The organism is Aeromonas popoffii, from assembly GCF_037818705.1.
Lineage (GTDB): Bacteria > Pseudomonadota > Gammaproteobacteria > Enterobacterales > Aeromonadaceae > Aeromonas > Aeromonas popoffii.
Genome location: NZ_CP149129.1, coordinates 585,001 through 606,033 on the forward strand (window position 1 = coordinate 585,001; position 21,033 = coordinate 606,033).

Here is a 21,033-nt window from a genome sequence, read left to right on the forward strand (position 1 = left end):
TTAACCGTATAGGGGAGCCGTAGGGAAACCGAGTCTTAACTGGGCGTCTAGTTGCAAGGTGTAGACCCGAAACCGGGTGATCTAGCCATGGGCAGGTTGAAGGTTGAGTAACATCAACTGGAGGACCGAACCCACTAACGTTGCAAAGTTAGGGGATGACCTGTGGCTGGGGGTGAAAGGCCAATCAAACTCGGAGATAGCTGGTTCTCCCCGAAAGCTATTTAGGTAGCGCCTCGGACGAATACTACTGGGGGTAGAGCACTGTTTGGACTAGGGGGTCATCCCGACTTACCAACTCCATGCAAACTCCGAATACCAGTAAGTAATATCCGGGAGACACACGGCGGGTGCTAACGTCCGTCGTGAAGAGGGAAACAACCCAGACCGCCGGCTAAGGTCCCAAAGTTCTGGTTAAGTGGGAAACGATGTGGGAAGGCTCAGACAGCTAGGATGTTGGCTTAGAAGCAGCCATCATTTAAAGAAAGCGTAATAGCTCACTAGTCGAGTCGGCCTGCGCGGAAGATGTAACGGGGCTCAAACCAGGCACCGAAGCCGCGGATTCACACTTATGTGTGAGTGGTAGGGGAGCGTTCTGTAAGTCTGCGAAGGTGTATCGAGAGGTATGCTGGAGATATCAGAAGTGCGAATGCTGACGTAAGTAACGATAAAGGGGGTGAAAAGCCTCCTCGCCGGAAGACCAAGGGTTCCTGTCCAACGTTAATCGGGGCAGGGTGAGTCGACCCCTAAGGTGAGGCCGAAAGGCGTAATCGATGGGAAGCAGGTTAATATTCCTGCACGACTTGTAATTGCGATGGGGGGACGGAGAAGGCTAGGTGGGCCAGGCGACGGTTGTCCTGGTGAAAGTGCGTAGGTGGTGTTTCTAGGCAAATCCGGAGACACAACACTGAGACACGAGACGAAGCCACTACGGTGGTGAAGCCATTGATGCCCTGCTTCCAGGAAAAGCCTCTAAGCTTCAGATTACAAGTCATCGTACCCCAAACCGACACAGGTGGTCGGGTAGAGAATACCAAGGCGCTTGAGAGAACTCGGGTGAAGGAACTAGGCAAAATAGAACCGTAACTTCGGGAGAAGGTTCGCTCCTGACAGTGAAGTCCCTTGCGGATGGAGCAGTTGGGAGTCGCAGTGACCAGATGGCTGGGACTGTTTATCAAAAACACAGCACTCTGCAAACACGAAAGTGGACGTATAGGGTGTGACACCTGCCCGGTGCCGGAAGGTTAATTGATGGGGTTAGCGCAAGCGAAGCTCTTGATCGAAGCCCCGGTAAACGGCGGCCGTAACTATAACGGTCCTAAGGTAGCGAAATTCCTTGTCGGGTAAGTTCCGACCTGCACGAATGGTGTAACCATGGCCATGCTGTCTCCACCCGAGACTCAGTGAAATCGAATTCGCCGTGAAGATGCGGTGTACCCGCGGCTAGACGGAAAGACCCCGTGAACCTTTACTACAGCTTGGCACTGAACATTGAACCTACATGTGTAGGATAGGTGGGAGGCTTTGAAGGCGTGACGCCAGTTGCGCTGGAGCCGTCCTTGAAATACCACCCTTGTATGTTTGATGTTCTAACGCAGGGCCCTGAATCGGGCTCGCGGACAGTGCCTGGTGGGTAGTTTGACTGGGGCGGTCTCCTCCCAAAGAGTAACGGAGGAGCACGAAGGTTGGCTAATCCTGGTCGGACATCAGGAGGTTAGTGCAATGGCATAAGCCAGCTTAACTGCGAGACGGACAGGTCGAGCAGGTACGAAAGTAGGTCATAGTGATCCGGTGGTTCTGAATGGAAGGGCCATCGCTCAACGGATAAAAGGTACTCCGGGGATAACAGGCTGATACCGCCCAAGAGTTCATATCGACGGCGGTGTTTGGCACCTCGATGTCGGCTCATCACATCCTGGGGCTGAAGTCGGTCCCAAGGGTATGGCTGTTCGCCATTTAAAGTGGTACGCGAGCTGGGTTCAGAACGTCGTGAGACAGTTCGGTCCCTATCTGCCGTGGGCGTTGGATGATTGAAGGGAGTTGCTCCTAGTACGAGAGGACCGGAGTGAACGAACCTCTGGTGTTCGGGTTGTCACGCCAGTGGCACTGCCCGGTAGCTAAGTTCGGAATCGATAACCGCTGAAAGCATCTAAGCGGGAAGCGAGCCCTGAGATGAGTCATCCCTGACCCCTTGAGGGTCCTAAAGGGCCGTTGGAGACCACAACGTTGATAGGTGGGGTGTGTAAGCGCAGTGATGTGTTGAGCTAACCCATACTAATTACCCGTGAGGCTTAACCATACAACACCCAAGAAGTGTTTCTGGCCTTGTAGCGAATGAACGAACTACTTACCTAATTCAGTGATAGTGATAAGCCAAGCGCAACATCATTACTCACGTCAGCTTTCTGGATTAAGAATTTGCCTGGCGGCCATAGCGCCGTGGAACCACCTGATCCCATGCCGAACTCAGAAGTGAAACGCGGTAGCGCCGATGGTAGTGTGGCATTCGCCATGCGAGAGTAGGACACTGCCAGGCACCCAACATTGAAAGCCCGCTCATCCGAGCGGGCTTTTTTATTGGCTGAAATTCAAGTGCTGGGCTGCAATGGCGGGGTGATGCTTTCCTTCTGGCCCTTTCATTCGTTTATTTTTCCCCGCTCTGATTCGGATTACTGCGCTATCCCGCGTTATATATCCCCGTCCATTTCGCTTGTCTGAATATAAAAAACACAGAATGTGATACCCCTACCTTTCTTGTTATGCCTGCTCTGCTTTAATTCGTCTGCTCAAGTTTGATGGGCCAAGGAATCACAATAATTTGAGGAATGGATACATGTTCAAAAGAACAGTAACGATGATACTGGCGGCGGGAACCCTGGTATTAGGCGGTTGCGCGTCCCATGGTGGTGCAGAGCAGACTGCGGCAGACAACAGCGACTTCGGTGGCAAGTCCATCTACCTGCGTGGGGAGATGAACGACTGGATGGCGGTGGATGAGAGCAAGGTGGTCAAGGTGGCCGACAAGCTTTACATGGCCAAAGGCACCCTCAAAAAAGAGTGGGCTCCCTACAAGTTCAAGTTTGCTGACTCTGGCTGGAGCTGTGGTACCAACTTTGGCTACAAGAGTCCGAGTGACGGTGTTGCCGTATTGGGCGGTGAGGCAGTGCCGGTCAACCCCTGCTCCAAGTATGAGGAGATGAAGTTCTCACCGGATGTGGATGGTGTCTATGAGTTCTATCTGAATATGGCGGGTGAAACGCCGACCGTTTACGTCAAGAAGCCCTGATCTATCTCTGAGTGTTAAATTTCTCAGAAAATTAATCGGTTAAGTGCCCTGGCCCAGAAATCTGCTGGCCGGGGCATTTTTTTAGGTTAGAATCGGCGCCCTCATGGCATTAGGTGTACTATATATTGTGTCATTTATTTTACATGGCACTATTTGTTGTGTTTTGTGCTGTTGTCATGATGTTGATGCATTCACATAAGGTTGATTGAAAATGGCTAAATCGAACCCGGTGCTGGAGAGTGAGCTTGGCTCCCGCCTTATCCCCCTGCAGGAAACGTCCCTCGAGATCTGGGATAGCAAGTATCGCCTCAAGAGCAAGGATGGCACTCCCATCGACAGCTCTATTGATGAGACTTACCAGCGGGTAGCCCGTGCGTTGGCAGAGCAGGAGCTGGAACCGGAGGCCTGGTTTGAGCCGTTCCTGTGGGCGCTGCGCAATGGGGCCATTCCGGCTGGCCGCATCACCTCCAATGCGGGGGCTTTTGAGCACAAGCCTGCCACTTCAACCATCAACTGCACTGTCTCCGGTACCATTGAAGATTCGATGGACGATATCCTCGGCAAGGTGCATGAGGCTGGCCTGACCCTGAAAGCCGGTTGCGGTATCGGCTATGACTTCTCGACCCTGCGCCCGCGCGGCGCTTTTGTCTCCGGTGCAGGTGCTTACACGTCCGGCCCGCTCTCCTTCATGGATATCTACGACAAAATGTGTTTCACCGTCTCGTCAGCCGGTGGTCGCCGTGGCGCACAGATGGGCACCATGGATATCCGTCATCCCGATGTGATCGAGTTCATCCAGGCCAAGCGGGAAGATGGTCGTCTGCGCCAGTTCAACCTCTCCCTGCTCATCACCGAAGATTTCGTCAAGGCGGTGAAGGAGGATGCCCCCTGGCAGCTGATCTTTCCCTACACAGCCAAAGAGGTGGCGCAGGATGGCATTGCGCTGGACGATCCCGCTCAGGCGCTCTGGGCTGACTGGCCCAACAAGGAAGGGGTTGTTTTCAACGAGCTGGGGCAGGTCGCCTGCAAGGTCTACAAGACCCTGCCTGCCCGCAAGCTGTGGAATGTCATCATGACCTCCACTTACGACTATGCAGAGCCCGGTTTCATTTTGATCGACAAGGTCAACCAGATGAACAACAACTGGTTCTGTGAAGAGATCCGCGCCACCAATCCCTGTGGCGAGCAGCCGTTGCCACCCTACGGTGCCTGCCTGCTCGGCTCGGTCAATCTGACCAAGTTTGTGCGCGACCCTTTTACTGAAAAAGCGGCTTTCGATTGGCAGGCGTTTCGCAAGGTGGTGGCTATCTTCACCCGCATGCTCGACAACGTGGTGGAGATCAACCAGCTGCCATTGCCCAAGCAGCGCGAGGAGATCACAGCCAAGCGCCGTCATGGCATGGGCTTCCTTGGTCTTGGTTCGACCCTCACTATGCTGCAGATCAAGTACGGTTCTGCGGCATCCGTGGCGTTTACCGAGCAAGTCTCTCAGGAGCTGGCGATGACTGGTTGGCAGGAGTCGCTGCGTCTGGCCAAGGAGAAGGGCCCGGCCCCCATCATGGAGCAGGAGTTCGAGGTGACCGGCAAGATGTTGCGGCTGCGTCCGGAAATGGTGGCCGATGGCCTCAAGGTTGGCGACAAGGTGAAGGGCAAGGTGCTGCACGCGCGCTACAGCCGCTATATGCAGCAGGTCGCAGAAGTGGATCCTGCGCTGGTCGCCGAGTTGGCCGAAGCCGGTGGCCGCTTTACTCATCACAGCAGCATCGCGCCGACCGGCACTATCTCGCTGTCGCTGGCCAACAATGCCAGCAACGGTATCGAACCGAGCTTTGCCCATCACTACAGCCGCAACGTCATCAAGCCGGGCAAGAAGAGCAAGGAGAGCGTGGACGTCTACTCCTTCGAGCTGCTTGCCTACCGCGAGCTGGTGAACCCGGCGGCCATGCCTTACACGGATGATGACGCCAGCCGTCTGCCGGAGTACTTCATCACCGCTGACGACATCACGCCGGCCCAGCACGTGGACATTCAGGCGGCGGCTCAGCGCTGGATTGACTCATCCATCTCCAAGACCGCCAACGTGCCGACCGATTTCCCGTTCGAGCAGTTCAAGGACATCTACATGTATGCCTCGGATTCGGGGCTCAAGGGCTGCACCACTTTCCGCTTCAATCCTGAGGCCTTCCAGGGCGTGCTGGTGAAGGAGAAGGATCTGGAGAACACTCAGTACGAGTTCACCCTGGAAGATGGCTCCGTCGTCTCCGTCAAGGGGAACGAAGAGATCGAATACGATGGTGAGCTGCACACTGCCGCCAACCTCTACGACGCCTTGAAAGAAGGCTATTACGGTAAATTCTGAGAACGACATTATGGCCAAGAAGATCGACAAGAAAATCGTCGCCTACAAGGTGAAAACCCGGGATGAGCCGCAAGAAGACCTGTCCCCGCAGGATGACGTAGTGCACATGCATGAAACCGTGCTACGCCCGGAGCGGCTGATGGGCACCACCTACAAGCTGAAGACGCCGGAGCATGTATCCGAGCACTCGCTGTTCATCACTATCAACGACATCATTCTCAATGAGGGCACGGTGCATGAGACCCGCCGCCCGTTCGAGATCTTCATTAACTCCAAGAGTCTGGAACACTACCAGTGGATAGTGGCGCTGACCCGCATCATCTCTGCCGTGTTCCGCAAAGGGGGGGATGTCACCTTCCTGGTGGAGGAGCTGAGATCCGTGTTCGATCCCAAGGGTGGCTATTGGAACAAGGGCAAGTATGTTCCCTCCCTTATCGCCGAAATTGGCAACGTGATCGAGACCCATCTCACCGAGATCGGCATGATCAAATTGCCGGGACTGGATGAGCATCAGCAGGCATTTCTGGCCGAGAAACAGGCTGAACTGCAGGTTCAGCAACAGGCAGAAGAACAGCAGGCCGGCAGTGGTTTCCCGGCCAGTGCAGCGCTCTGCTACAAGTGCCGCACCAAGGCACTTGTGCAAAAGGATGGCTGTATGACCTGTCTCAACTGCGGTGATTCCAAGTGCGGCTGACAAGCTATTGTTAACTTTGACAAGACCGGCCACAGTGCCGGTTTTTTTATTGCTGCTTTTTTGTTCGAACGATCTTGCTACTCAAGCGATTTGTTGCGTGATAGTAAAATCGGGCGTAGCGTTGGGGGTAATAAATCTGTCACGCTCGTGTGGTTTCAATGACATCTGAGATTCACACACGTGGCACCTTCAGTGCCAAGGAGGATGCTTATGGACAACACGGACCGAAAGCTGTTTATCCTGGATACCAACGTTCTGCTTCACGAACCCCTCGCCATCTACTCCTTCAAAGAGCACGATGTGCTCATCCCCATGACGGTGCTGGAAGAGCTCGACAACATTAAGGATCGCTACAAGGATGTCAGCCGCGACGCCCGGGTGGCTATTCGTGCGCTGGAAGATGTGTTCCGCGATGCAACGCCCGAGCAGATCACCCAAGGCGTACCGCTGGCGGGTGAGGCGAGTGGCAATGTCTGTATCTTCAGTGACCACCATCTGCCTCAGGATGCCGAGGTGTTCACCGATAAAGAGGCCGATAACCGCATCATCAACGCAGCCCTCTATCTGCAAAAGCACGAGTTGAAGCGTCAGGTGGTGCTGGTCACCAAGGACATCAACATGCGCCTCAAGGCCAAGGGTGCCGGGTTGGCGCATGTCGAGGATTATCGCAGCGACCAGCTGATCGATGATATCCGTCTGCTGGCCAAAGGCTTTCAGGTGGTACCCGGCAGCTTCTGGGAGCGGGTCGGCGAGTGTGACAGCGAGACCCATGGCCGTGATACCGTCCATGTGATCGATGCCAACCTGCTGGAGGGGGTACACGTCAACCAGTACCTGCTCGACGAGGAGAACTTCTTCGCCGCCAGAGTCTTGAGCAATGATGGCCACAAGATCCGTATCAAGGATCTGGGCCGTGAGCGGCTGATGTCCCGTAAGGCCTGGGGTGTACACCCCAAGAACGTCTATCAGGGGATGGCGCTGGATGCCTTGCTCGATCCACACATCGATCTGGTGATCCTGACCGGTCCGGCCGGTTGCGGCAAGACCCTGCTGGCCATGGCGGCCGCGCTGGAGCTGGTCATTGAGAAGGGGATTTACGAGAAGGTGATCGTCACCCGGAATACCCCGGAAATTGCAGAGAGCATCGGCTTCCTGCCTGGCACCGAAGAAGAGAAGATGATGCCCTGGCTGGCGGCGGTGACAGATACCCTGGAGGTGCTGCACAAGCAGGACGAGAACATGAGCGGCTCGCTGAGCTACATCATGGAAAAGGCCAATATCCAGTTCAAATCGGTCAACTTCATGCGTGGGCGCAGCATCCAGAACACCTTCGTGTTGCTGGATGAGTGCCAGAACCTGACCGCATCCCAGATCAAGACCATCATCACCCGTTGCGGTGAGGGGACCAAGATTGTCTGCTCCGGCAACTTGGCACAGATCGACTCCAACTACCTGAGTCCGGTGACCTCGGGTCTGACCTACATAGTCGAGCGTTTCAAGGATTTCGATGGCAGTACCAACATTTTCCTGAACGGGGTGGTGCGCAGCAAGCTCGCCTCCTTCGCCGAGGAAAACCTCTGATTTACCTGACTATCTTCCTATGAAAAAGGGGAAGCCAAGTGGCTTCCCCTTTTTGATCCCGTTGCCGGCTCAGCGCCCCAGGGTCATTGCCCAAGGGTGCGCAGCAGGCCGGGGTGATTGCTGTTTTGCAGGATGTCGGGTTTGCCTTGCAGGGCGATGCGCCCCTTGTCCACAAACAGCACCTGATCGGCGATGAGCTGGGTATTCTCCGGCATGATAGGGGGAGACCATCCGCTTGTTAGCCAGCGCGACCAAGGTAGCGCAACAACCCGGGATGCTCGCTGTTTTGCAGGATGTCGGGTTTGCCTTGCAGGGCGATGCGCCCCTCATCGACGAACAGCACCAGATCGGCGATGAGCTGGGTATTCTCCGGCATGATAGGGGGAGACCATCAGCTTGTTAGCCAGCACGACCAAGGTAGCGCAACAACCCGGGATGATCGCTGTTTTGCAGGATGTCGGGTTTGCCTTGCAGGGCGATGCGCCCCTCATCGACGAACAGCACCTGATCGGCGATGAGCTGAGCATCCTCTGGATTGTGGGAGACCATCAACACGGTAATGCTCTGCTCGCAGGCGAGTCTGGCTACCTCCGCCAGCATCTCCCGGCGCAGGGCGGGATCGAGGGCCGAGAAGGGCTCATCCAGTAGCAGCAAGGGCTTGCCTCGCACCAGGGCACGGGCCAGCCCGACCCGTTGTTGCTGGCCGCCGGAGAGCTGCTCCGGCAGGCGTGCCAGCATGCCGCCAAGGCTGACCCGCTCTGCGGCCTGTTTTACCTGCGCCCGCTGAGCAGGGCTCAAACGCAGGCCAGGGTGCAGACCGATAGCGATGTTGTCGAACACCGAGAGGTGCAGGAACAGGTTGTGATCCTGAAACAGGGTGGTGACCGGCCGCTCGGCAGGTCCCAACGGCAGCAGATCTTTGCCATCGAAGCTGAGGGTGCCGGACTCCACCGGCACGAATCCGGCGATCATGCCGAGCAGGGTCGACTTGCCCGCCCCGCTTGGCCCTATCAGCGCGGTGATCTCTCCCTTGGGCAGGGTCGCGCTGAAGCTGACTCGCCAATCGGGGTAGCTGGTGGCAAGCGTATCAATGTTCAGCATTTTTTCCTCCAAGCCCGCGTTCTACCAGCCAGAACAGGGAAAAACAGAGCGTAAGCAGCAGCAGGGCGGTGGCGGCCGCCTCGGTCAGCCGGTAACTGCCGAGTTGCTGATAGAGCAGCCAGGGCAGGGTGGTGAGCTTCTGGCTACCAAACATGGCGATGGCACCGAGATCTCCGAGCGAGAGGATCATCGACAGCGCCATGGCCAGTGCTAGCGGGCGGCGCAGCAGGGGCCACTCCACCAGTCGCAGGCGATGCAGACCGCGCACTCCCAGGCTGTCGGCCAGTCTATCGTACTGGTGCACCACCAGTTGCATGGGGGCTGAGAGGGTGCGCAGCACATAGGGCAGTGCCATCAGGGCGTTGACCAGCACCACCAGCCAGGGGCCGAGGGCAAAGACATCGGTAAAAGGCATGAACATGATGAAGAGGCCGGTGGAGAGCACGACTGCCGGTATCATCAGGATCATGGAGCCGCTGGCTTCCCACAGGGCGGCGGCCCGCCGCTGGTGGGTGCGAACCTTGAGGTGACGGCTGGTGAGCAGCAGGCCGCTGCCGAGCAGGGTGGCAAGGGTGCCTGCCGCCAGTGCGATCAACAGCGACTGACCGCTGGCCTGCCACAGCTGTGTTGAGGCCAGCGCCGTCAGCAGGCCGGGATTGAAACCGGCCACCAGGATTGCCAATAGCGGTGGCAGGAAGACGGCGAGTCCCAGGATGAGGGCTGCACTGTCTATCAGCTTGGTACCCGGCTGGTGACGATCCGGTCGCAGGCAGGGGCGATGGCTGCTGATCCGGCTGGCCGGCGTGGTCTGCAGCTTGTGTTGTAGCAGGAGCAGGGTAGCGGTCAGGAACAGCTGCACCAGCGCCAGTCCGCCCGCGGTGGCGAGGTCGAAATCAAAGCGCAGCGCCTGATAGACGGCCACCTCCAATGTGGTGGATCTGGGCCCGCCCCCCAGCGCCAGCACAGTGGTGAAGCTGGTGAAGCAGAGCATGAAGATGAGGCTGGCAAGCCCCGGCAGGATGCCACGAATGATAGGCCACTCCAGCAGCCGGAAGATGTGGGCGGAGCGCATGCCTAGCTGACTGGCGAGACGCCAGCTCGATTCCGGTATGCTCTCTATGCTCTGCAGCATGAGGCGCGCCGCCAGTGGCATGTTGAAGAAGACGTGGGCCAACAGTATGCCAAACAGGCCGTACAGGTAGTTGCCGGGATCCAGCCCCAGGCCGCGCAGCAGCTGCGACAGCCAGCCCTGTTTGCCGTGAACCGCCACTATGCCGAAGATGGCGATGATGACCGGCAGCACCAGCGAGAGGCCAAACAGCTTGAGCAGCAGGGAGCGGCCGATGAAACGGCGCCGCGCCAGCGCTCTTGCCACCGGAATGGCTACACCTAAGCTCAGCAGGGTGGAGAGCAGCGCCTGCCCCAGGCTGAAGCCCAGCACATGGCGCAGGTAAGGGTCTGCCAGCAGGGTGCGGGGAGCCAGCGAACCGGCCTGCCACAGCAGGGCGACGAGCGGCCCCAGGGATAACAGCAGGATCAACAGGGTGGCTGCGCTACCCGGCAGCCACCAGAGGGGACGAGCCTGTGGTTTCAGATGACGGCTCACTGGGTGACGGCTTGCAGCCACTCGCGGATCCAGTGTTTGCGATTGGCGGCCACCTCATCTGCGCTGAAGGCCAGCGGCTTGGTCACTGTGATCATCTGTTCAAAGCCCTTGGGCAGCGGTGTATCTGTTACCGGATACATCCAGTTGCCAGTGGCGATCTCATTCTGGAAGGCGGGGCTTATCATGAATTGCAGGAACTGGTCGGCGAGCTTGCCCTGAGTCGCGCTGTTCAGCTTGGCGGCCACTTCCACCTGACGATAGTGACCCTCCTGGAAGGCGGCAGCCTGATACTGGGGCTTGTTCTCGGCAATCAGGTGGTAAGCGGGGGAGGTGGTGTAGGAGAGCACCATGTCCGCTTCCCCATCGAGAAACATGCCATAGGCTTCGGACCAGCCCTTGGTGACGGTGACCGTCTTCTTGGCAAGCTCCGCCCAGGCTGCCGGCGCCTCATCCCCGTAGACCGACTTCATCCACAGCATCAGCCCCTGCCCCGGGGTTGAGGTGCGTGGATCCTGGTAGATCACCTTGAGATCCGGGCGTTCTACCAGCTCTTTCAGGCTCTTGGGAGGCGTTTTGAGTTTGTCTTGGTTGTAGACGAAGGCGAAGTAGCCGTAGTCATAGGGAACGAAGGTGTCATCCTGCCAGCCGCCCGGCACCTTGATGCCATCCAGTCTGGTGGTATGCGGGGCGAACAGACCACTCTGCTTGGCTTCGCTGATGAGAGCATCATCCAGCCCCAGCACCAGATCGGCCTTGCTGTGTTTGCCTTCCAGCCGCAGCCGGTTGAGGATGGCGACGCCGTCTTCCAGCGCCACAAGGTTGAGGTTGCAACCGCACTCTTTCTCGAACGCCTGCTTGATCTTGGGACCGAGTCCCCAATCGGCGGTGAAGGAGCTGTAGGTATAAACGGTGAGGGTGTCGGCCGCGAAGGCCTGGGTACTGAGCAGGCTGGTGGCAACCAGCAGCAGGGTTTTCATCAAGTGGCACTCCCTGTTAATGATGAGGTGCCAGCGGATGAGGGCGCAAAAAATGAGCGCCATGCCTCAAATTCCTCCGCCAGCATTATCTGGATCAGGTACACGGGTATAATCTCAGCGGTAAACCGCACCCCGTTTGAGAAACGAACCGCATTGTATTAACGTTCTTGGGGGGAGGCCAGTACAATTGTTCCTGCGGGCCATCGAGATAGCGTCAGCACAACAGAGGATGTTCGTGTGATCACCAGTACCAAGGAAAGACGCGCCTTCCAGCGCATGATAATCAACGCCCCCGTCACCGTCGTTCAGCAACAGCCGGTGCTGGAGGGGATCTGTCGGGATCTTAGTGCCAACGGCATGGGGATCGCGGTATCTGAGCACCAGCTCGACATCAATCTGCCGATCCGGGTCAGCCTGGCCACGCACAACAACCTGCTGCCCCCTTTCGAAGCGCAGGCCCGTATCATTCGGGTACTGGAGGAAGAGGCAGGTTTGCTGTTGGCGATAGAGTTTCTACCCGTGACTTAAACCGGCGATCCAATCAATCGGCCGCCATTGTTAACAGTGCAAGCCTGAGTGCTACAGGTTCACTTGTTGGCCTGAACCGGTTGCACACTTAACTGTTTGCTATCGACCAGCGTTTTGCTGGTCGATGCGATTTGGCCAGCAGGCAAGGTGGCGGGGCCCGTGGGCTCGAGCAGCAGGTAGTTCTGACCCTGCCAGTTGAGGGTCACATCCCCCGGCTTGGCGGGCAGATCAACAGCCAGCAGGGCATGGCCGGGTACGAACACCATGGCCTGTTTCAGTTCCGGAAAAAGCTGGGCCAGCATGGCCGCCATCAGGGTTACCTTGCTGTCACAGTCCCCTCTATTTTGCTCCAACACCTGGCGGGGGGACAGAAATCCTTTGCCTTGCCGTCCGCTCTGGTTATCCAACTGCTGGTAGGGAATGCTCTGAATAAAGGTGAGCATATGGGCCACGGTTTTCTGGCGTGTTTCGACTTCGGTTGCCCCTTGTTGTTTCAACTGCTCTGCCAACGGTGCCAGTCCGCTGCGGCTCTCCAGCGCAATGCGCACATGATCTTGCTTGACCACCAGTTGCCCGTCAGGGGTAGTGAAGTACTGGAAATAGTACTTGGTCAGCCACGCCTGTTCTTCCTTGCTCCGTTGTGACTCCAGCCAGGCCATGGCCTCGCGAGCCTTGTCCTGATTGCGACTTTTCAGATGCAGCTCAAGCGTGGGGCGGGTGAGGGTGAACTGTACCTCGGGATAGTTTTTGCGCACCTCCCGCAACAACACCTGCAACACTTCCTCCTGCATCCTGGCGGGGCGATAGGCGATAAGTGGCGGCAGCTTGCCCTGTTCGAGCCGGTAAGTAAGCTGTTGGGGCTTGCCTTCGCTATTCTGCCAGCCGACGTTGATCTGACCGGGACGGTTGTTGAAGCTGGTTTGACTGGCGCCCGCAGGCAGGGCCAGCAGCAGGGCACAGAGCAGAGGGATTGCCGTCGGTCTCTTCATCATCCTTTCCTGTGGTGCGGGCTCGGTTTCGGTGACCCTGAGTGGGAAGCGTGGCAGACAGTAAAACAGGGAGCCGAAGCTCCCTGTTGATTCTACTTGGTTTATTGCCGCTGGCGTGTCAAATCCAGCTGGGCTGTTTGGCCTCAAAGGCGCTGATGGCAGCCTCGTGCTGCATGGTCAGGCCGATGGCATCCAGCCCGTTGAGCAGGCAGTAGCGGCGAAACTCGTCGATCTCGAAGCCGAAGCTGAGCTCACCGGCACGCACCAGATTGGCCTCCAGATCCACCTCGATCTGCAGGCCGGGGTTGGCGGCGACGAGCTGGAACAGCGCCTCTACCTCTTCCTCTTTCAGGCGCACCGGCACCAGACCGTTGTTGATGGCGTTACCGTAGAAGATGTCGGCAAAGCTCGGGGCTATCAGGGTCTTGAAGCCGTAATCCGCCAGTGCCCAGGGGGCGTGCTCGCGGCTGGAACCACAGCCGAAGTTCTCCCGCGCCAGCAGGATACTGGCACCGGTATAGCGTGGCTGGTTGAGTACGAACTCGGGGTTGGGTTGCTCGCCGGCATCGTCGAGGAAGCGCCAGTCGTTAAACAGGTGCTTGCCAAAGCCGATGCGGTTCACCTTCTGCAAAAACTGCTTGGGAATGATGGCATCGGTGTCGACGTTGGCGCTGTCGAGGGGGACGACGATCCCCTTGTGTTGCTTGAAACCTGTCATGTTAACTCCCTCTTACAGTGCGCGTATGTCGGCGAAATGACCTGTGATGGCGGCGGCGGCAGCCATGGCGGGGCTTACCAGATGAGTGCGGCCGGCGCGGCCCTGACGCCCTTCGAAGTTGCGGTTGCTGGTGGAGGCGCAGCGCTCCCCGGGTTGCAGCCGGTCGTTGTTCATGGCCAGACACATGGAGCAGCCGGGCAGGCGCCACTCAAAGCCTGCGTCTATGAAGATCTTGTCCAGTCCCTCGGCCTCGGCCTGGGCCTTGACCTGCTCGGAGCCTGGCACCACCAGTGCCTGTACCCCTGCGGCCACTTTACGGCCACGGGCGATGGCGGCGGCGGCCCGCAGATCCTCGATGCGACTGTTGGTGCAGGACCCGATGAATACCTTGTTGATGGCGACATCGGTGAGCTTCTGGCCCGGTTGCAAGTCCATGTAGGCCAGCGCCTTGCGGGCGGACTGCTGCTCCATCGGATCGGCGAAGGATTCCGGTGCAGGTATGGGTTCATTGACGGCGATCACCTGTCCCGGGTTGGTGCCCCAGGTCACCTGCGGCGCTATGTCGGCGGCGTCGAGCACCACTTCGGCATCGAAGTGGGCGCCGTCGTCGCTCTGGAGGGTCTGCCAGTAGGCGATGGCCTGCTCCAGTGATTCCCCCTTGGGGGCGAACTCCTTGCCACGGATGTAGTCGATGGTGGTCTGGTCAGGGGCTATCATGCCCGCCTTGGCACCCAGCTCGATGGCCATGTTGCACACCGTCATCCGCCCTTCCATGGAGAGGCCCGCAATGGCCTCGCCAGCGAATTCCACCACGTAGCCGGTACCACCGGCATGGCCGACCCGGCCTATGATGGCCAGCACCACGTCCTTGGCGCTGATGCCATCGCTCAGCTTGCCGTTGACCGAAATGCGCATTGTCTTGGCGCGGCCCTGTTTCAGGGTCTGGGTCGCCATCACGTGTTCCACTTCCGAGGTGCCGATGCCGAACGCCAGCGAACCGAAGGCGCCGTGGGTGGCGGTGTGGGAGTCGCCGCAGACGATGGTGGTGCCGGGCAGGGTGATGCCGAGCTCGGGGCCCATCACATGGACTATCCCTTGGTATTTGTGGTTGAGATCGTAGAGGCGAACCCCGAACTCTTTGCAGTTGTCGGCGAGCGTCTCCATCTGGATGCGGGCCATCTCGCCGGAGGCGGCGATGTCCTTGGTGGTGGTGGAGACGTTGTGATCCATGGTGGCCCAGGTCAGATCCGGGCGACGCAGCTGGCGGTTCATGGCGCGCAGGCCATCGAATGCCTGCGGGCTGGTCACTTCATGCACCAGGTGGCGGTCGATATAGATGAGCGGCGTTTCGCCTGCCACTTCACGCACCACATGGGCGTCGAATACTTTCTGATAGAGGGTCTTGGCCATTGCTTCTCTCTTCCTTGTTATCTGTTATGCGGCTCAGATCCGGGCGGCGATCTGACTGCCCATCTCGGAGGTGCTCTGTACCGGATAGCGGGCGCTGGCCTGGTGCAGGTCGGCGGTGAAGTAACCCTCTGCCAGGGTCTGGGCCACGGCTTGTTCGATGGCTTGTGCGGCAGCCTCCTGGCCCAGGCTGTAACGCAGCATCAGGGCGGCAGAGAGGATCTGGGCGATGGGGTTGGCGATCCCTTTGCCTGCGATATCGGGGGCCGAACCACCGGCCGGTTCGAACAGGCCGAAACCCGATTCGTTGAGGCTGGCGGAGGGGAGCAGCCCCATGGAGCCGGTGATCATGGCGCACTCGTCAGAGAGGATGTCGCCAAACAGGTTGGAGCAGAGCAGCACATCGAACTGGGACGGATCCTTGATGAGCTGCATGGTGGCGTTGTCGATGTACATGTGGTTCAGCGCCACATCCGGGTAGGACTTGGCGACGTCAGTCACCACCTCGCGCCACAGAATGGAGGAGGCGAGCACGTTGGCCTTGTCGATGGAGGTGACCTTGCCACGGCGCACACGAGCCGACTCAAAGGCAATCTTGGCGATGCGCTCAATTTCGAAGCGGTGGTACACCTCGGTGTCGAACGCCTTCTCGTTTGCCCCTTCGCCCTCTCGCCCCTTGGGCTGGCCGAAGTAGATGCCGCCGGTCAGCTCGCGCACGCAGGCGATGTCAAAGCCACGATTGGAGATGTCGGCCCGCAGGGGGGAGAACTGCTCCAGACCGGTATAGATGCGGGCCGGACGCAGGTTGCAGAACAGCTTGAAGTGGGCGCGCAGGGGCAAGAGGGCGCCACGCTCAGGCTGATCGTTCGGCGGCAGGTGCTCCCACTTGGGGCCGCCGACCGAGCCGAACAGCACCGCATCAGCCGCTTCACAGCCCTTGATGGTGCTTTGTGGCAGCGGGGTGCCGTGGTTGTCGATGGCGATGCCGCCCACGTCGTGGCGATCATATTCGAAGGCGAAGCCGAACTTGGCCTGCACCTTTTCCAGCACCTTGACGGCTTCGGCCATCACTTCCGGGCCAATGCCGTCACCCGGCAATACTGCGATCCGATAACTGCTCATACTCACACACTCTCCGTATTGATCTTGTCTGTTTTTGTGACGTTGCGTTCCATCTGTTCGGCCACCTGATCGGCGCGCCAGATGCTGTTGATCACGTGGATCAACGCCTGGGCCGAGGATTCTATGATGTCGGTGGCCAGGCCCATACCGTGGAATTTTCGGCCCTTGTATTCGGCCACTATGTCGACCTGGCCGAGGGCATTTTTGCCTTCGCCCTTGCCCTTGAGTTCGTACTTGTCGATGCGGATCTCATAGCCGGTGATGCGATTGATGCACTGGTAGACAGCATCCACAGGACCATTGCCGGTGGCCGCTTCGCTGATGGTCTCCTGACCCACTTCCAATTTCACCGAGGCGGTGGCCAGCACCGAGCTGCCGCTCTGCACGCCCAGATACTGCAGCTTGAAATGCTCGGGCTCTTCGTGGATCTGGCTGAAGAAGGCCAGCGCCTCCAGGTCGTAGTCGAACACTTGCCCCTTCTTGTCGGCCAGGGTCAGGAACTTGCCGTAGAGGTCGTCGAGATCGTAACTGCTCTCGGCGTAGCCCATGGACTCCATCCGGTGCTTGATGACGTGGCGACCGGAGCGGGAGGTCATGTTGAGGTTGTTTTGGGTCAGGCCAATGCTCTCGGGGGTAATGATTTCATAGGTGTTTTTCGCCTTGAGTACCCCATCCTGGTGGATGCCGGAGCTGTGGGAGAAGGCGTTGGCGCCGACGATGGCCTTGTTGGGCTGCACCGGCATGTTGCACAGCTGGCTTACCAGGGCGCTGGTGCGATGAATTTCACTGTGGCGGATGTTGGTGTGCACCCCGAGCAGGTCGGCGCGGGTTTTCAGGATCATCGCCACCTCTTCCAGCGAGCAGTTGCCGGCCCGCTCACCGATGCCGTTGATGGTGCACTCGATCTGGCGGGCCCCCATCTGCACGGCGCCGATGGAGTTGGCTACCGAGAGGCCCAAGTCGTCGTGGCAGTGCACCGAGATAATCGCCTGATCAATGTTCGGCACCCTGTTGAACAGGGTTTGGATGATGCCGGAGAACTCGGTCGGCACCGTGTAGCCCACTGTATCCGGGATATTGATGGTGCGGGCGCCCGCCTTGATGGCGGCCTCGACCATGCGGCAGAGATTATCAATCGGGGTGCGGCCAGCATCCTCGCAGGAGAACTCCACATCGTCGGTGTAGCGGCGGGCATGCTTGATGGCGCTGATGCCCATCTCCAACACATCCTCGAAGCTCTTTTTGAGCTTGCTCTCCACATGGATGGAGGAGGTGGAGATGAAGGTGTGGATGCGGAAGGCCTCCGCGACCCGCAGGGCTTCGCCGGCGGCGTCGATATCCTTGGGCAGGGCGCGGGCCAGGGCGCAGACCCGGCTGTGCTTGATGTGGCGGGCTATGGTCTGCACCGATTGAAAATCGCCGGGAGAGGAGACCGGGAATCCCACCTCCATGATGTCGACACCGAGCCGCTCCAGCGCCTGGGCTATCTGCAGCTTCTCCTTGACTGTCAAACTGGCCGCCAGGGCCTGCTCACCATCACGCAAAGTGGTGTCGAATATGATGACCCTATCTGACATGTGACTTCCCTCTTCCTCAGTTCGGTAATGTGCACCCTGCGGCGGCATAAAAAAACCCGTGCAGGGTGCACGGGTTTTTGTAAATTCCGGCTGTGCCTGAGCCCGGCTACAAGGATCCCGCGCGACTGGTCGCGATTAGGGAGAGTAGTAGTAGCGAAGCGGCAATAGGCATGATGACTCAATCCTTCCAGTCGATAACGCTCCTACCAATATCGAGATTTTTATGCTGTGTCAACCCGGACTCACAGGTTCAATCCGCTGGTTTATTTAATCGGATTGTAAAGGAGTGCAAATTTACTTGTCCCATATTCGGCCCTTGCCCGATTATCTGGTCATTCCTGCTGTACTAGATCATCTGCGCAATCAGATCGACTTATCAGTTTTTGCTGAATTATCTGAGGTATTCAATGGAAAAACGTAGACCTGGTCGTCCGGTCGGGCGTTCTGACATTCGTGACAAGTTGCTTTCCGCTGCTCGTGAGCGTTTTCTCAATACACCCTACAGCAAGGTCACTACCCGCGAGATCGCCGAGCTGGCTGGCTCCAATCTGGCAATGATCCACTACTACTTCGGCAGTAAAGAGGGGCTTTATAAAGCGGTGCTGGGCGATGTCGCCGAGCCGTTGGACCAGGCCTGGCATGATGAGACCAGCAATCGTAGCCTCAATGATCTGCTCAACACCTACTATCAGGTGATGACCCCCAACAGCGAACTGACCTCCGCCATCTCCAGCGCATTATCGACCGAGAAGAGCCCAGGGCGGGATTTTGTGCTGAATCGTCTGCTGGAGCGCCAACTGCCCCAGTTTGATGCCTTGCTGGAGTCCATGAAGAGCAACGGTGAACTGGGTGACAATCTGGATCCCGAGATGCTGAAGATCTCCTTCCTCAGCATGATGTGGCAGCCGTTCGTGATGAAAGATCTTTACGAACAGGTGTTTGGCCTGACCGTGGATGAACACTTCATGGCCCGTCTGGCGGATCACAACTGCCGGCTGATGGAGAATGGCATGCGCGGCGCCCTGAACTGATCGTTTGCCATGCTTGCCGTAAAAAAGGGCCATTCGGCCCTTTTTTCATCAATCTGTTATCTGACCGTCAACCAAGTGTCACCTCGCCGCCCTAGCCTGCACAGAGACGTCAGGGAAGGAGGGGTGATGAACAAGATCCAGCAATGGGACCTGCAGGTGTGCCGCATCTGCCTGCTCCACGCCTACAACCGGCCGCAGGCCAGGATCAGCCGACTCATCTCCCGCACCGGTGATGGCCCGCTCTACGCCGTGCTGGCTGCGCTGCTCTGGTGGCAGGGGGAGACAGAGCGTGAGCTGGTGGGGGGTGCCCTGCTTGCCTTCGCCATCGAACTGCCGCTCTATCTGCTGCTCAAGAACGTGCTGAAACGCCAGCGCCCGCGAGGCCTGCCGGTTTTCATCACCCCCTCGGATCGTTACAGTTTGCCCTCTGGCCATACCGCAGCTGCTTTCCTGATGGCCACCATACTGGCCACCGGCTTTCCGCTCTGGGCGCCCCTGCTGTTTGGCTGGGCTGCGTTGGTGGGGGCGTCACGGCTGTTGCTCGGGGTGCACTACTTGAGTGATCTGGTGGCGGGGGCCCTGCTGGGTGGCGGTTGCGCCGTGCTGGCGCTCGGCTGGAGCCATCCATGAGGATACTGTTTGGCGTGCAAGGCACCGGCAACGGCCATATCAGCCGCAGTCGCACCCTGGCGCGGGCGCTGCGCGCCCGTGGGCTTGAGGTCGACTACCTGTTCAGCGGTCGCCCCGCCGACGGCTATTTCGAGATGGCCGAGTTTGGCGATTATCGTACCTTCGCTGGCATCACTTTTGTCAGTCACGAAGGTGCCATCTCGGGCTGGCGGACCCTCAAGGGGCTCTTGCCCCTACGCTTCTGGCGGGACATGCGGGCCCTGGATTGCCGCAATTACGATCTGGTGATCAGCGACTTCGAGCCGCTCAGTGCCCATGCTGCCCGTCGCTGGGACAAACCCAGCCTCACCATCAGCCATCAGGCCAGTTTCGACTGGCCTATCCCGCGTTGGGGCGAGAGCGGCTTCAACCGCCAGCTGATGCGTCACTTCGCGCCGGTCCGCCAGTCCCTCGGACTGCACTGGTTTCACTTCGGCCAGCCGCTGCTGCCGCCCATCATAGATCCCATCGCCCTGGCCCCCGACAATCAGCAGATCCTGGTCTATCTGCCGTTTGAGCAGACTGAGGCGATAGCGGCCCTGTTGTCGCGTTTTAACCTGCAGCGCTTCGTCTGCTTTCACCCGGCCATTCGCAGCGCCAGTCAGTGGCGCAACATACGTTTCGAGCCGCAGGCGCGGGAAAGCTTCAAGCAGCTACTGGCGGGTTGTCGTGGTGTCATCACCAACGGCGGCTTCGAGCTCTCCTCGGAGGCGCTGACGCTTGGCAAAAAGCTGTTGGTCAAGCCGCTGGGGGGGCAATTCGAACAGCTGACCAACGGCAAGACACTGGAGCTGATGGGGCTGGCCCGGCTGATGGATACGCTCGATGCCAATGCGGTGCGGGCCTGGCTGGATGCCTCGGCCCCGGGCCAGATCTTTTATCCCGATGTGGCGGGCGAACTGGCGTGCTGGCTTGCGGCTGGGGCAAAGGAGAGCGTGGCCCAGCTTTCACGCCGACTGTGGGCTCGCACCCTGTTTCCGGAAGAGGTGTGTGACCGGTTGAGTGAGTTGGAAGGTGGATGTCCGTTCAATCGCGGTTGGTTATCGCAAGTGAGCGCCTTTGACTAGACTGAAAGTGATCCCACCAAGGAGAGGATGGACACAATGCGCTTTACCAATGAAAACGGCGACACCATGAACCTGGCAGACAATCTGACCCTGCACGAATTGCTGGACATGGGGGTCAGCATCTCGGTCTGCGAAGAGACGGATCCTGATCAGCAGATCTGGCTGGCAGAGCCGGAAGACGAGCAGTAAGTCTATGTTCTGCTTGATGGCCCGCCCCCAGAGGCGGGCTATTTTTTCTCGTTCCCCTCATGGTGACAGCATGATCCGCTAGCCAGTCTCGGATCTTCCCCGCATTGTTCCCACCCGTCTTATTAAGTCACTGAA

The 21,033-nt window shown here is 58.5% G+C and carries 18 protein-coding genes, 2 rRNA genes, 1 pseudogene and 1 riboswitch (1 of these 22 only partly in view); of the genes and pseudogenes, 11 read left to right on the forward strand and 10 right to left on the reverse strand.

The window, feature by feature from the left end:
• The 6 genes from WJM78_RS02790 to WJM78_RS02815 all read left to right on the forward strand — a co-directional run.
• A 23S ribosomal RNA gene (locus WJM78_RS02790) occupies positions 1-2,296 on the forward strand; it begins 594 nt to the left of the window's first position.
• A 122-nt stretch (positions 2,297-2,418) separates the two neighbouring features.
• A 5S ribosomal RNA gene (gene rrf, locus WJM78_RS02795) occupies positions 2,419-2,533 on the forward strand.
• A 297-nt stretch (positions 2,534-2,830) separates the two neighbouring features.
• A complete protein-coding gene (locus tag WJM78_RS02800) occupies positions 2,831-3,283 on the forward strand; it encodes a pullulanase (protein ID WP_275931637.1) in 453 nt (150 codons plus the stop codon).
• Between the two features lie 211 nt (positions 3,284-3,494).
• On the forward strand, positions 3,495-5,642 hold the full coding sequence (locus WJM78_RS02805) for an adenosylcobalamin-dependent ribonucleoside-diphosphate reductase (protein WP_339013402.1): 2,148 nt from the start codon (positions 3,495-3,497) through the stop codon (positions 5,640-5,642).
• 10 nt (positions 5,643-5,652) lie between these two features.
• The gene (locus WJM78_RS02810; protein WP_108537501.1) at positions 5,653-6,336 is read left to right on the forward strand and encodes an NrdJb; all 684 of its coding nucleotides are present in this window, start codon (positions 5,653-5,655) and stop codon (positions 6,334-6,336) included.
• 210 nt (positions 6,337-6,546) lie between these two features.
• Complete coding sequence (locus WJM78_RS02815) at positions 6,547-7,917, forward strand: PhoH family protein (RefSeq protein ID WP_108537500.1); 1,371 nt, start codon at positions 6,547-6,549, stop codon at positions 7,915-7,917.
• Positions 7,918-8,000: 83 nt separating this feature from the next.
• Here the strand turns inward: WJM78_RS02815 and WJM78_RS02820 are convergent.
• The 5 genes and pseudogenes from WJM78_RS02820 to thiB all read right to left on the reverse strand — a co-directional run.
• Positions 8,001-8,129: pseudogene (locus WJM78_RS02820) on the reverse strand (thiamine ABC transporter ATP-binding protein); the annotation flags it as partial.
• Positions 8,130-8,155: 26 nt separating this feature from the next.
• Positions 8,156-8,293, reverse strand: a complete 138-nt coding sequence (locus WJM78_RS02825) for a hypothetical protein (RefSeq protein WP_157013519.1) — start codon at positions 8,291-8,293, stop codon at positions 8,156-8,158.
• 23 nt (positions 8,294-8,316) lie between these two features.
• Entirely contained in the window at positions 8,317-9,018 is a 702-nt protein-coding gene (gene thiQ / locus WJM78_RS02830) for a thiamine ABC transporter ATP-binding protein (protein WP_275929268.1), read from the reverse strand.
• Entirely contained in the window at positions 9,005-10,624 is a 1,620-nt protein-coding gene (thiP, locus tag WJM78_RS02835; RefSeq protein WP_339015726.1) for a thiamine/thiamine pyrophosphate ABC transporter permease, read from the reverse strand. The genes thiQ and thiP overlap by 14 nt, the downstream gene beginning before the upstream one ends.
• On the reverse strand, positions 10,621-11,601 hold the full coding sequence (gene thiB, locus WJM78_RS02840) for a thiamine ABC transporter substrate binding subunit (protein ID WP_339015728.1): 981 nt from the start codon (positions 11,599-11,601) through the stop codon (positions 10,621-10,623). Before thiB ends, thiP begins: the two co-directional genes overlap by 4 nt.
• Before the next feature lie 54 nt (positions 11,602-11,655).
• A riboswitch (TPP riboswitch) is annotated at positions 11,656-11,746 on the reverse strand.
• Positions 11,747-11,838: 92 nt separating this feature from the next.
• Between thiB and WJM78_RS02845 the strand changes: the two genes are divergently transcribed.
• The gene (locus WJM78_RS02845) at positions 11,839-12,129 is read left to right on the forward strand and encodes a PilZ domain-containing protein (RefSeq protein ID WP_339013409.1); all 291 of its coding nucleotides are present in this window, start codon (positions 11,839-11,841) and stop codon (positions 12,127-12,129) included.
• Positions 12,130-12,188: 59 nt separating this feature from the next.
• Here the strand turns inward: WJM78_RS02845 and WJM78_RS02850 are convergent, their stop codons facing one another.
• The 5 genes from WJM78_RS02850 to leuA form a co-directional block, all read right to left on the reverse strand.
• Positions 12,189-13,118 carry a transglutaminase domain-containing protein gene (locus WJM78_RS02850; RefSeq protein ID WP_339015730.1) on the reverse strand — a complete coding sequence of 310 codons (930 nt, stop codon included), beginning with the start codon at positions 13,116-13,118 and terminating at the stop codon, positions 12,189-12,191.
• 118 nt (positions 13,119-13,236) lie between these two features.
• Positions 13,237-13,836, reverse strand: coding sequence for a 3-isopropylmalate dehydratase small subunit (gene leuD / locus WJM78_RS02855; protein ID WP_339013411.1), 600 nt, complete (start codon positions 13,834-13,836; stop codon positions 13,237-13,239).
• 12 nt (positions 13,837-13,848) lie between these two features.
• A complete protein-coding gene (gene leuC, locus WJM78_RS02860; protein ID WP_339013414.1) occupies positions 13,849-15,246 on the reverse strand; it encodes a 3-isopropylmalate dehydratase large subunit in 1,398 nt (465 codons plus the stop codon).
• 33 nt (positions 15,247-15,279) lie between these two features.
• A complete protein-coding gene (gene leuB, locus WJM78_RS02865) occupies positions 15,280-16,365 on the reverse strand; it encodes a 3-isopropylmalate dehydrogenase (protein ID WP_042039361.1) in 1,086 nt (361 codons plus the stop codon).
• A gap of 2 nt (positions 16,366-16,367) precedes the next feature.
• Complete coding sequence (gene leuA / locus WJM78_RS02870; RefSeq protein ID WP_108537493.1) at positions 16,368-17,942, reverse strand: 2-isopropylmalate synthase; 1,575 nt, start codon at positions 17,940-17,942, stop codon at positions 16,368-16,370.
• Positions 17,943-18,349: 407 nt separating this feature from the next.
• Here leuA and WJM78_RS02875 point away from each other — a divergent pair, with 407 nt between their 5' ends.
• The 4 genes from WJM78_RS02875 (at position 18,350) to WJM78_RS02890 (ending at position 20,898) form a co-directional block, all read left to right on the forward strand.
• Positions 18,350-18,973 carry a TetR/AcrR family transcriptional regulator gene (locus WJM78_RS02875; RefSeq protein ID WP_042039364.1) on the forward strand — a complete coding sequence of 208 codons (624 nt, stop codon included), beginning with the start codon at positions 18,350-18,352 and terminating at the stop codon, positions 18,971-18,973.
• A gap of 126 nt (positions 18,974-19,099) precedes the next feature.
• Complete coding sequence (locus WJM78_RS02880) at positions 19,100-19,603, forward strand: phosphatase PAP2 family protein (RefSeq protein WP_339013419.1); 504 nt, start codon at positions 19,100-19,102, stop codon at positions 19,601-19,603.
• Entirely contained in the window at positions 19,600-20,709 is a 1,110-nt protein-coding gene (locus tag WJM78_RS02885; RefSeq protein ID WP_339013422.1) for an MJ1255/VC2487 family glycosyltransferase, read from the forward strand. Before WJM78_RS02880 ends, WJM78_RS02885 begins: the two co-directional genes overlap by 4 nt.
• A gap of 36 nt (positions 20,710-20,745) precedes the next feature.
• Complete coding sequence (locus WJM78_RS02890; protein WP_108537489.1) at positions 20,746-20,898, forward strand: hypothetical protein; 153 nt, start codon at positions 20,746-20,748, stop codon at positions 20,896-20,898.
• Positions 20,899-21,033: the final 135 nt, after the last annotated feature.

Excerpts from the sequence above, each read along its gene's own strand:
- WJM78_RS02890 (WP_108537489.1), top strand. The coding sequence starts at position 20,746 with ATGCGCTTTACCAATGAAAACGGCGACACCATGAACCTGGCAGACAAT.
- leuC (WP_339013414.1), bottom strand. The coding sequence starts at position 15,246 with ATGGCCAAGACCCTCTATCAGAAAGTATTCGACGCCCATGTGGTGCGT.
- thiB (WP_339015728.1), bottom strand. The coding sequence starts at position 11,601 with ATGAAAACCCTGCTGCTGGTTGCCACCAGCCTGCTCAGTACCCAGGCC.
- leuD (WP_339013411.1), bottom strand. The coding sequence starts at position 13,836 with ATGACAGGTTTCAAGCAACACAAGGGGATCGTCGTCCCCCTCGACAGC.
- WJM78_RS02800 (WP_275931637.1), top strand. The coding sequence starts at position 2,831 with ATGTTCAAAAGAACAGTAACGATGATACTGGCGGCGGGAACCCTGGTA.
- WJM78_RS02850 (WP_339015730.1), bottom strand. The coding sequence starts at position 13,118 with ATGAAGAGACCGACGGCAATCCCTCTGCTCTGTGCCCTGCTGCTGGCC.
- WJM78_RS02825 (WP_157013519.1), bottom strand. The coding sequence starts at position 8,293 with ATGCCGGAGAATACCCAGCTCATCGCCGATCTGGTGCTGTTCGTCGAT.
- leuB (WP_042039361.1), bottom strand. The coding sequence starts at position 16,365 with ATGAGCAGTTATCGGATCGCAGTATTGCCGGGTGACGGCATTGGCCCG.
- thiQ (WP_275929268.1), bottom strand. The coding sequence starts at position 9,018 with ATGCTGAACATTGATACGCTTGCCACCAGCTACCCCGATTGGCGAGTC.
- WJM78_RS02815 (WP_108537500.1), top strand. The coding sequence starts at position 6,547 with ATGGACAACACGGACCGAAAGCTGTTTATCCTGGATACCAACGTTCTG.
- WJM78_RS02875 (WP_042039364.1), top strand. The coding sequence starts at position 18,350 with ATGGAAAAACGTAGACCTGGTCGTCCGGTCGGGCGTTCTGACATTCGT.
- WJM78_RS02810 (WP_108537501.1), top strand. The coding sequence starts at position 5,653 with ATGGCCAAGAAGATCGACAAGAAAATCGTCGCCTACAAGGTGAAAACC.
- WJM78_RS02885 (WP_339013422.1), top strand. The coding sequence starts at position 19,600 with ATGAGGATACTGTTTGGCGTGCAAGGCACCGGCAACGGCCATATCAGC.
- leuA (WP_108537493.1), bottom strand. The coding sequence starts at position 17,942 with ATGTCAGATAGGGTCATCATATTCGACACCACTTTGCGTGATGGTGAG.
- WJM78_RS02880 (WP_339013419.1), top strand. The coding sequence starts at position 19,100 with ATGAACAAGATCCAGCAATGGGACCTGCAGGTGTGCCGCATCTGCCTG.
- WJM78_RS02805 (WP_339013402.1), top strand. The coding sequence starts at position 3,495 with ATGGCTAAATCGAACCCGGTGCTGGAGAGTGAGCTTGGCTCCCGCCTT.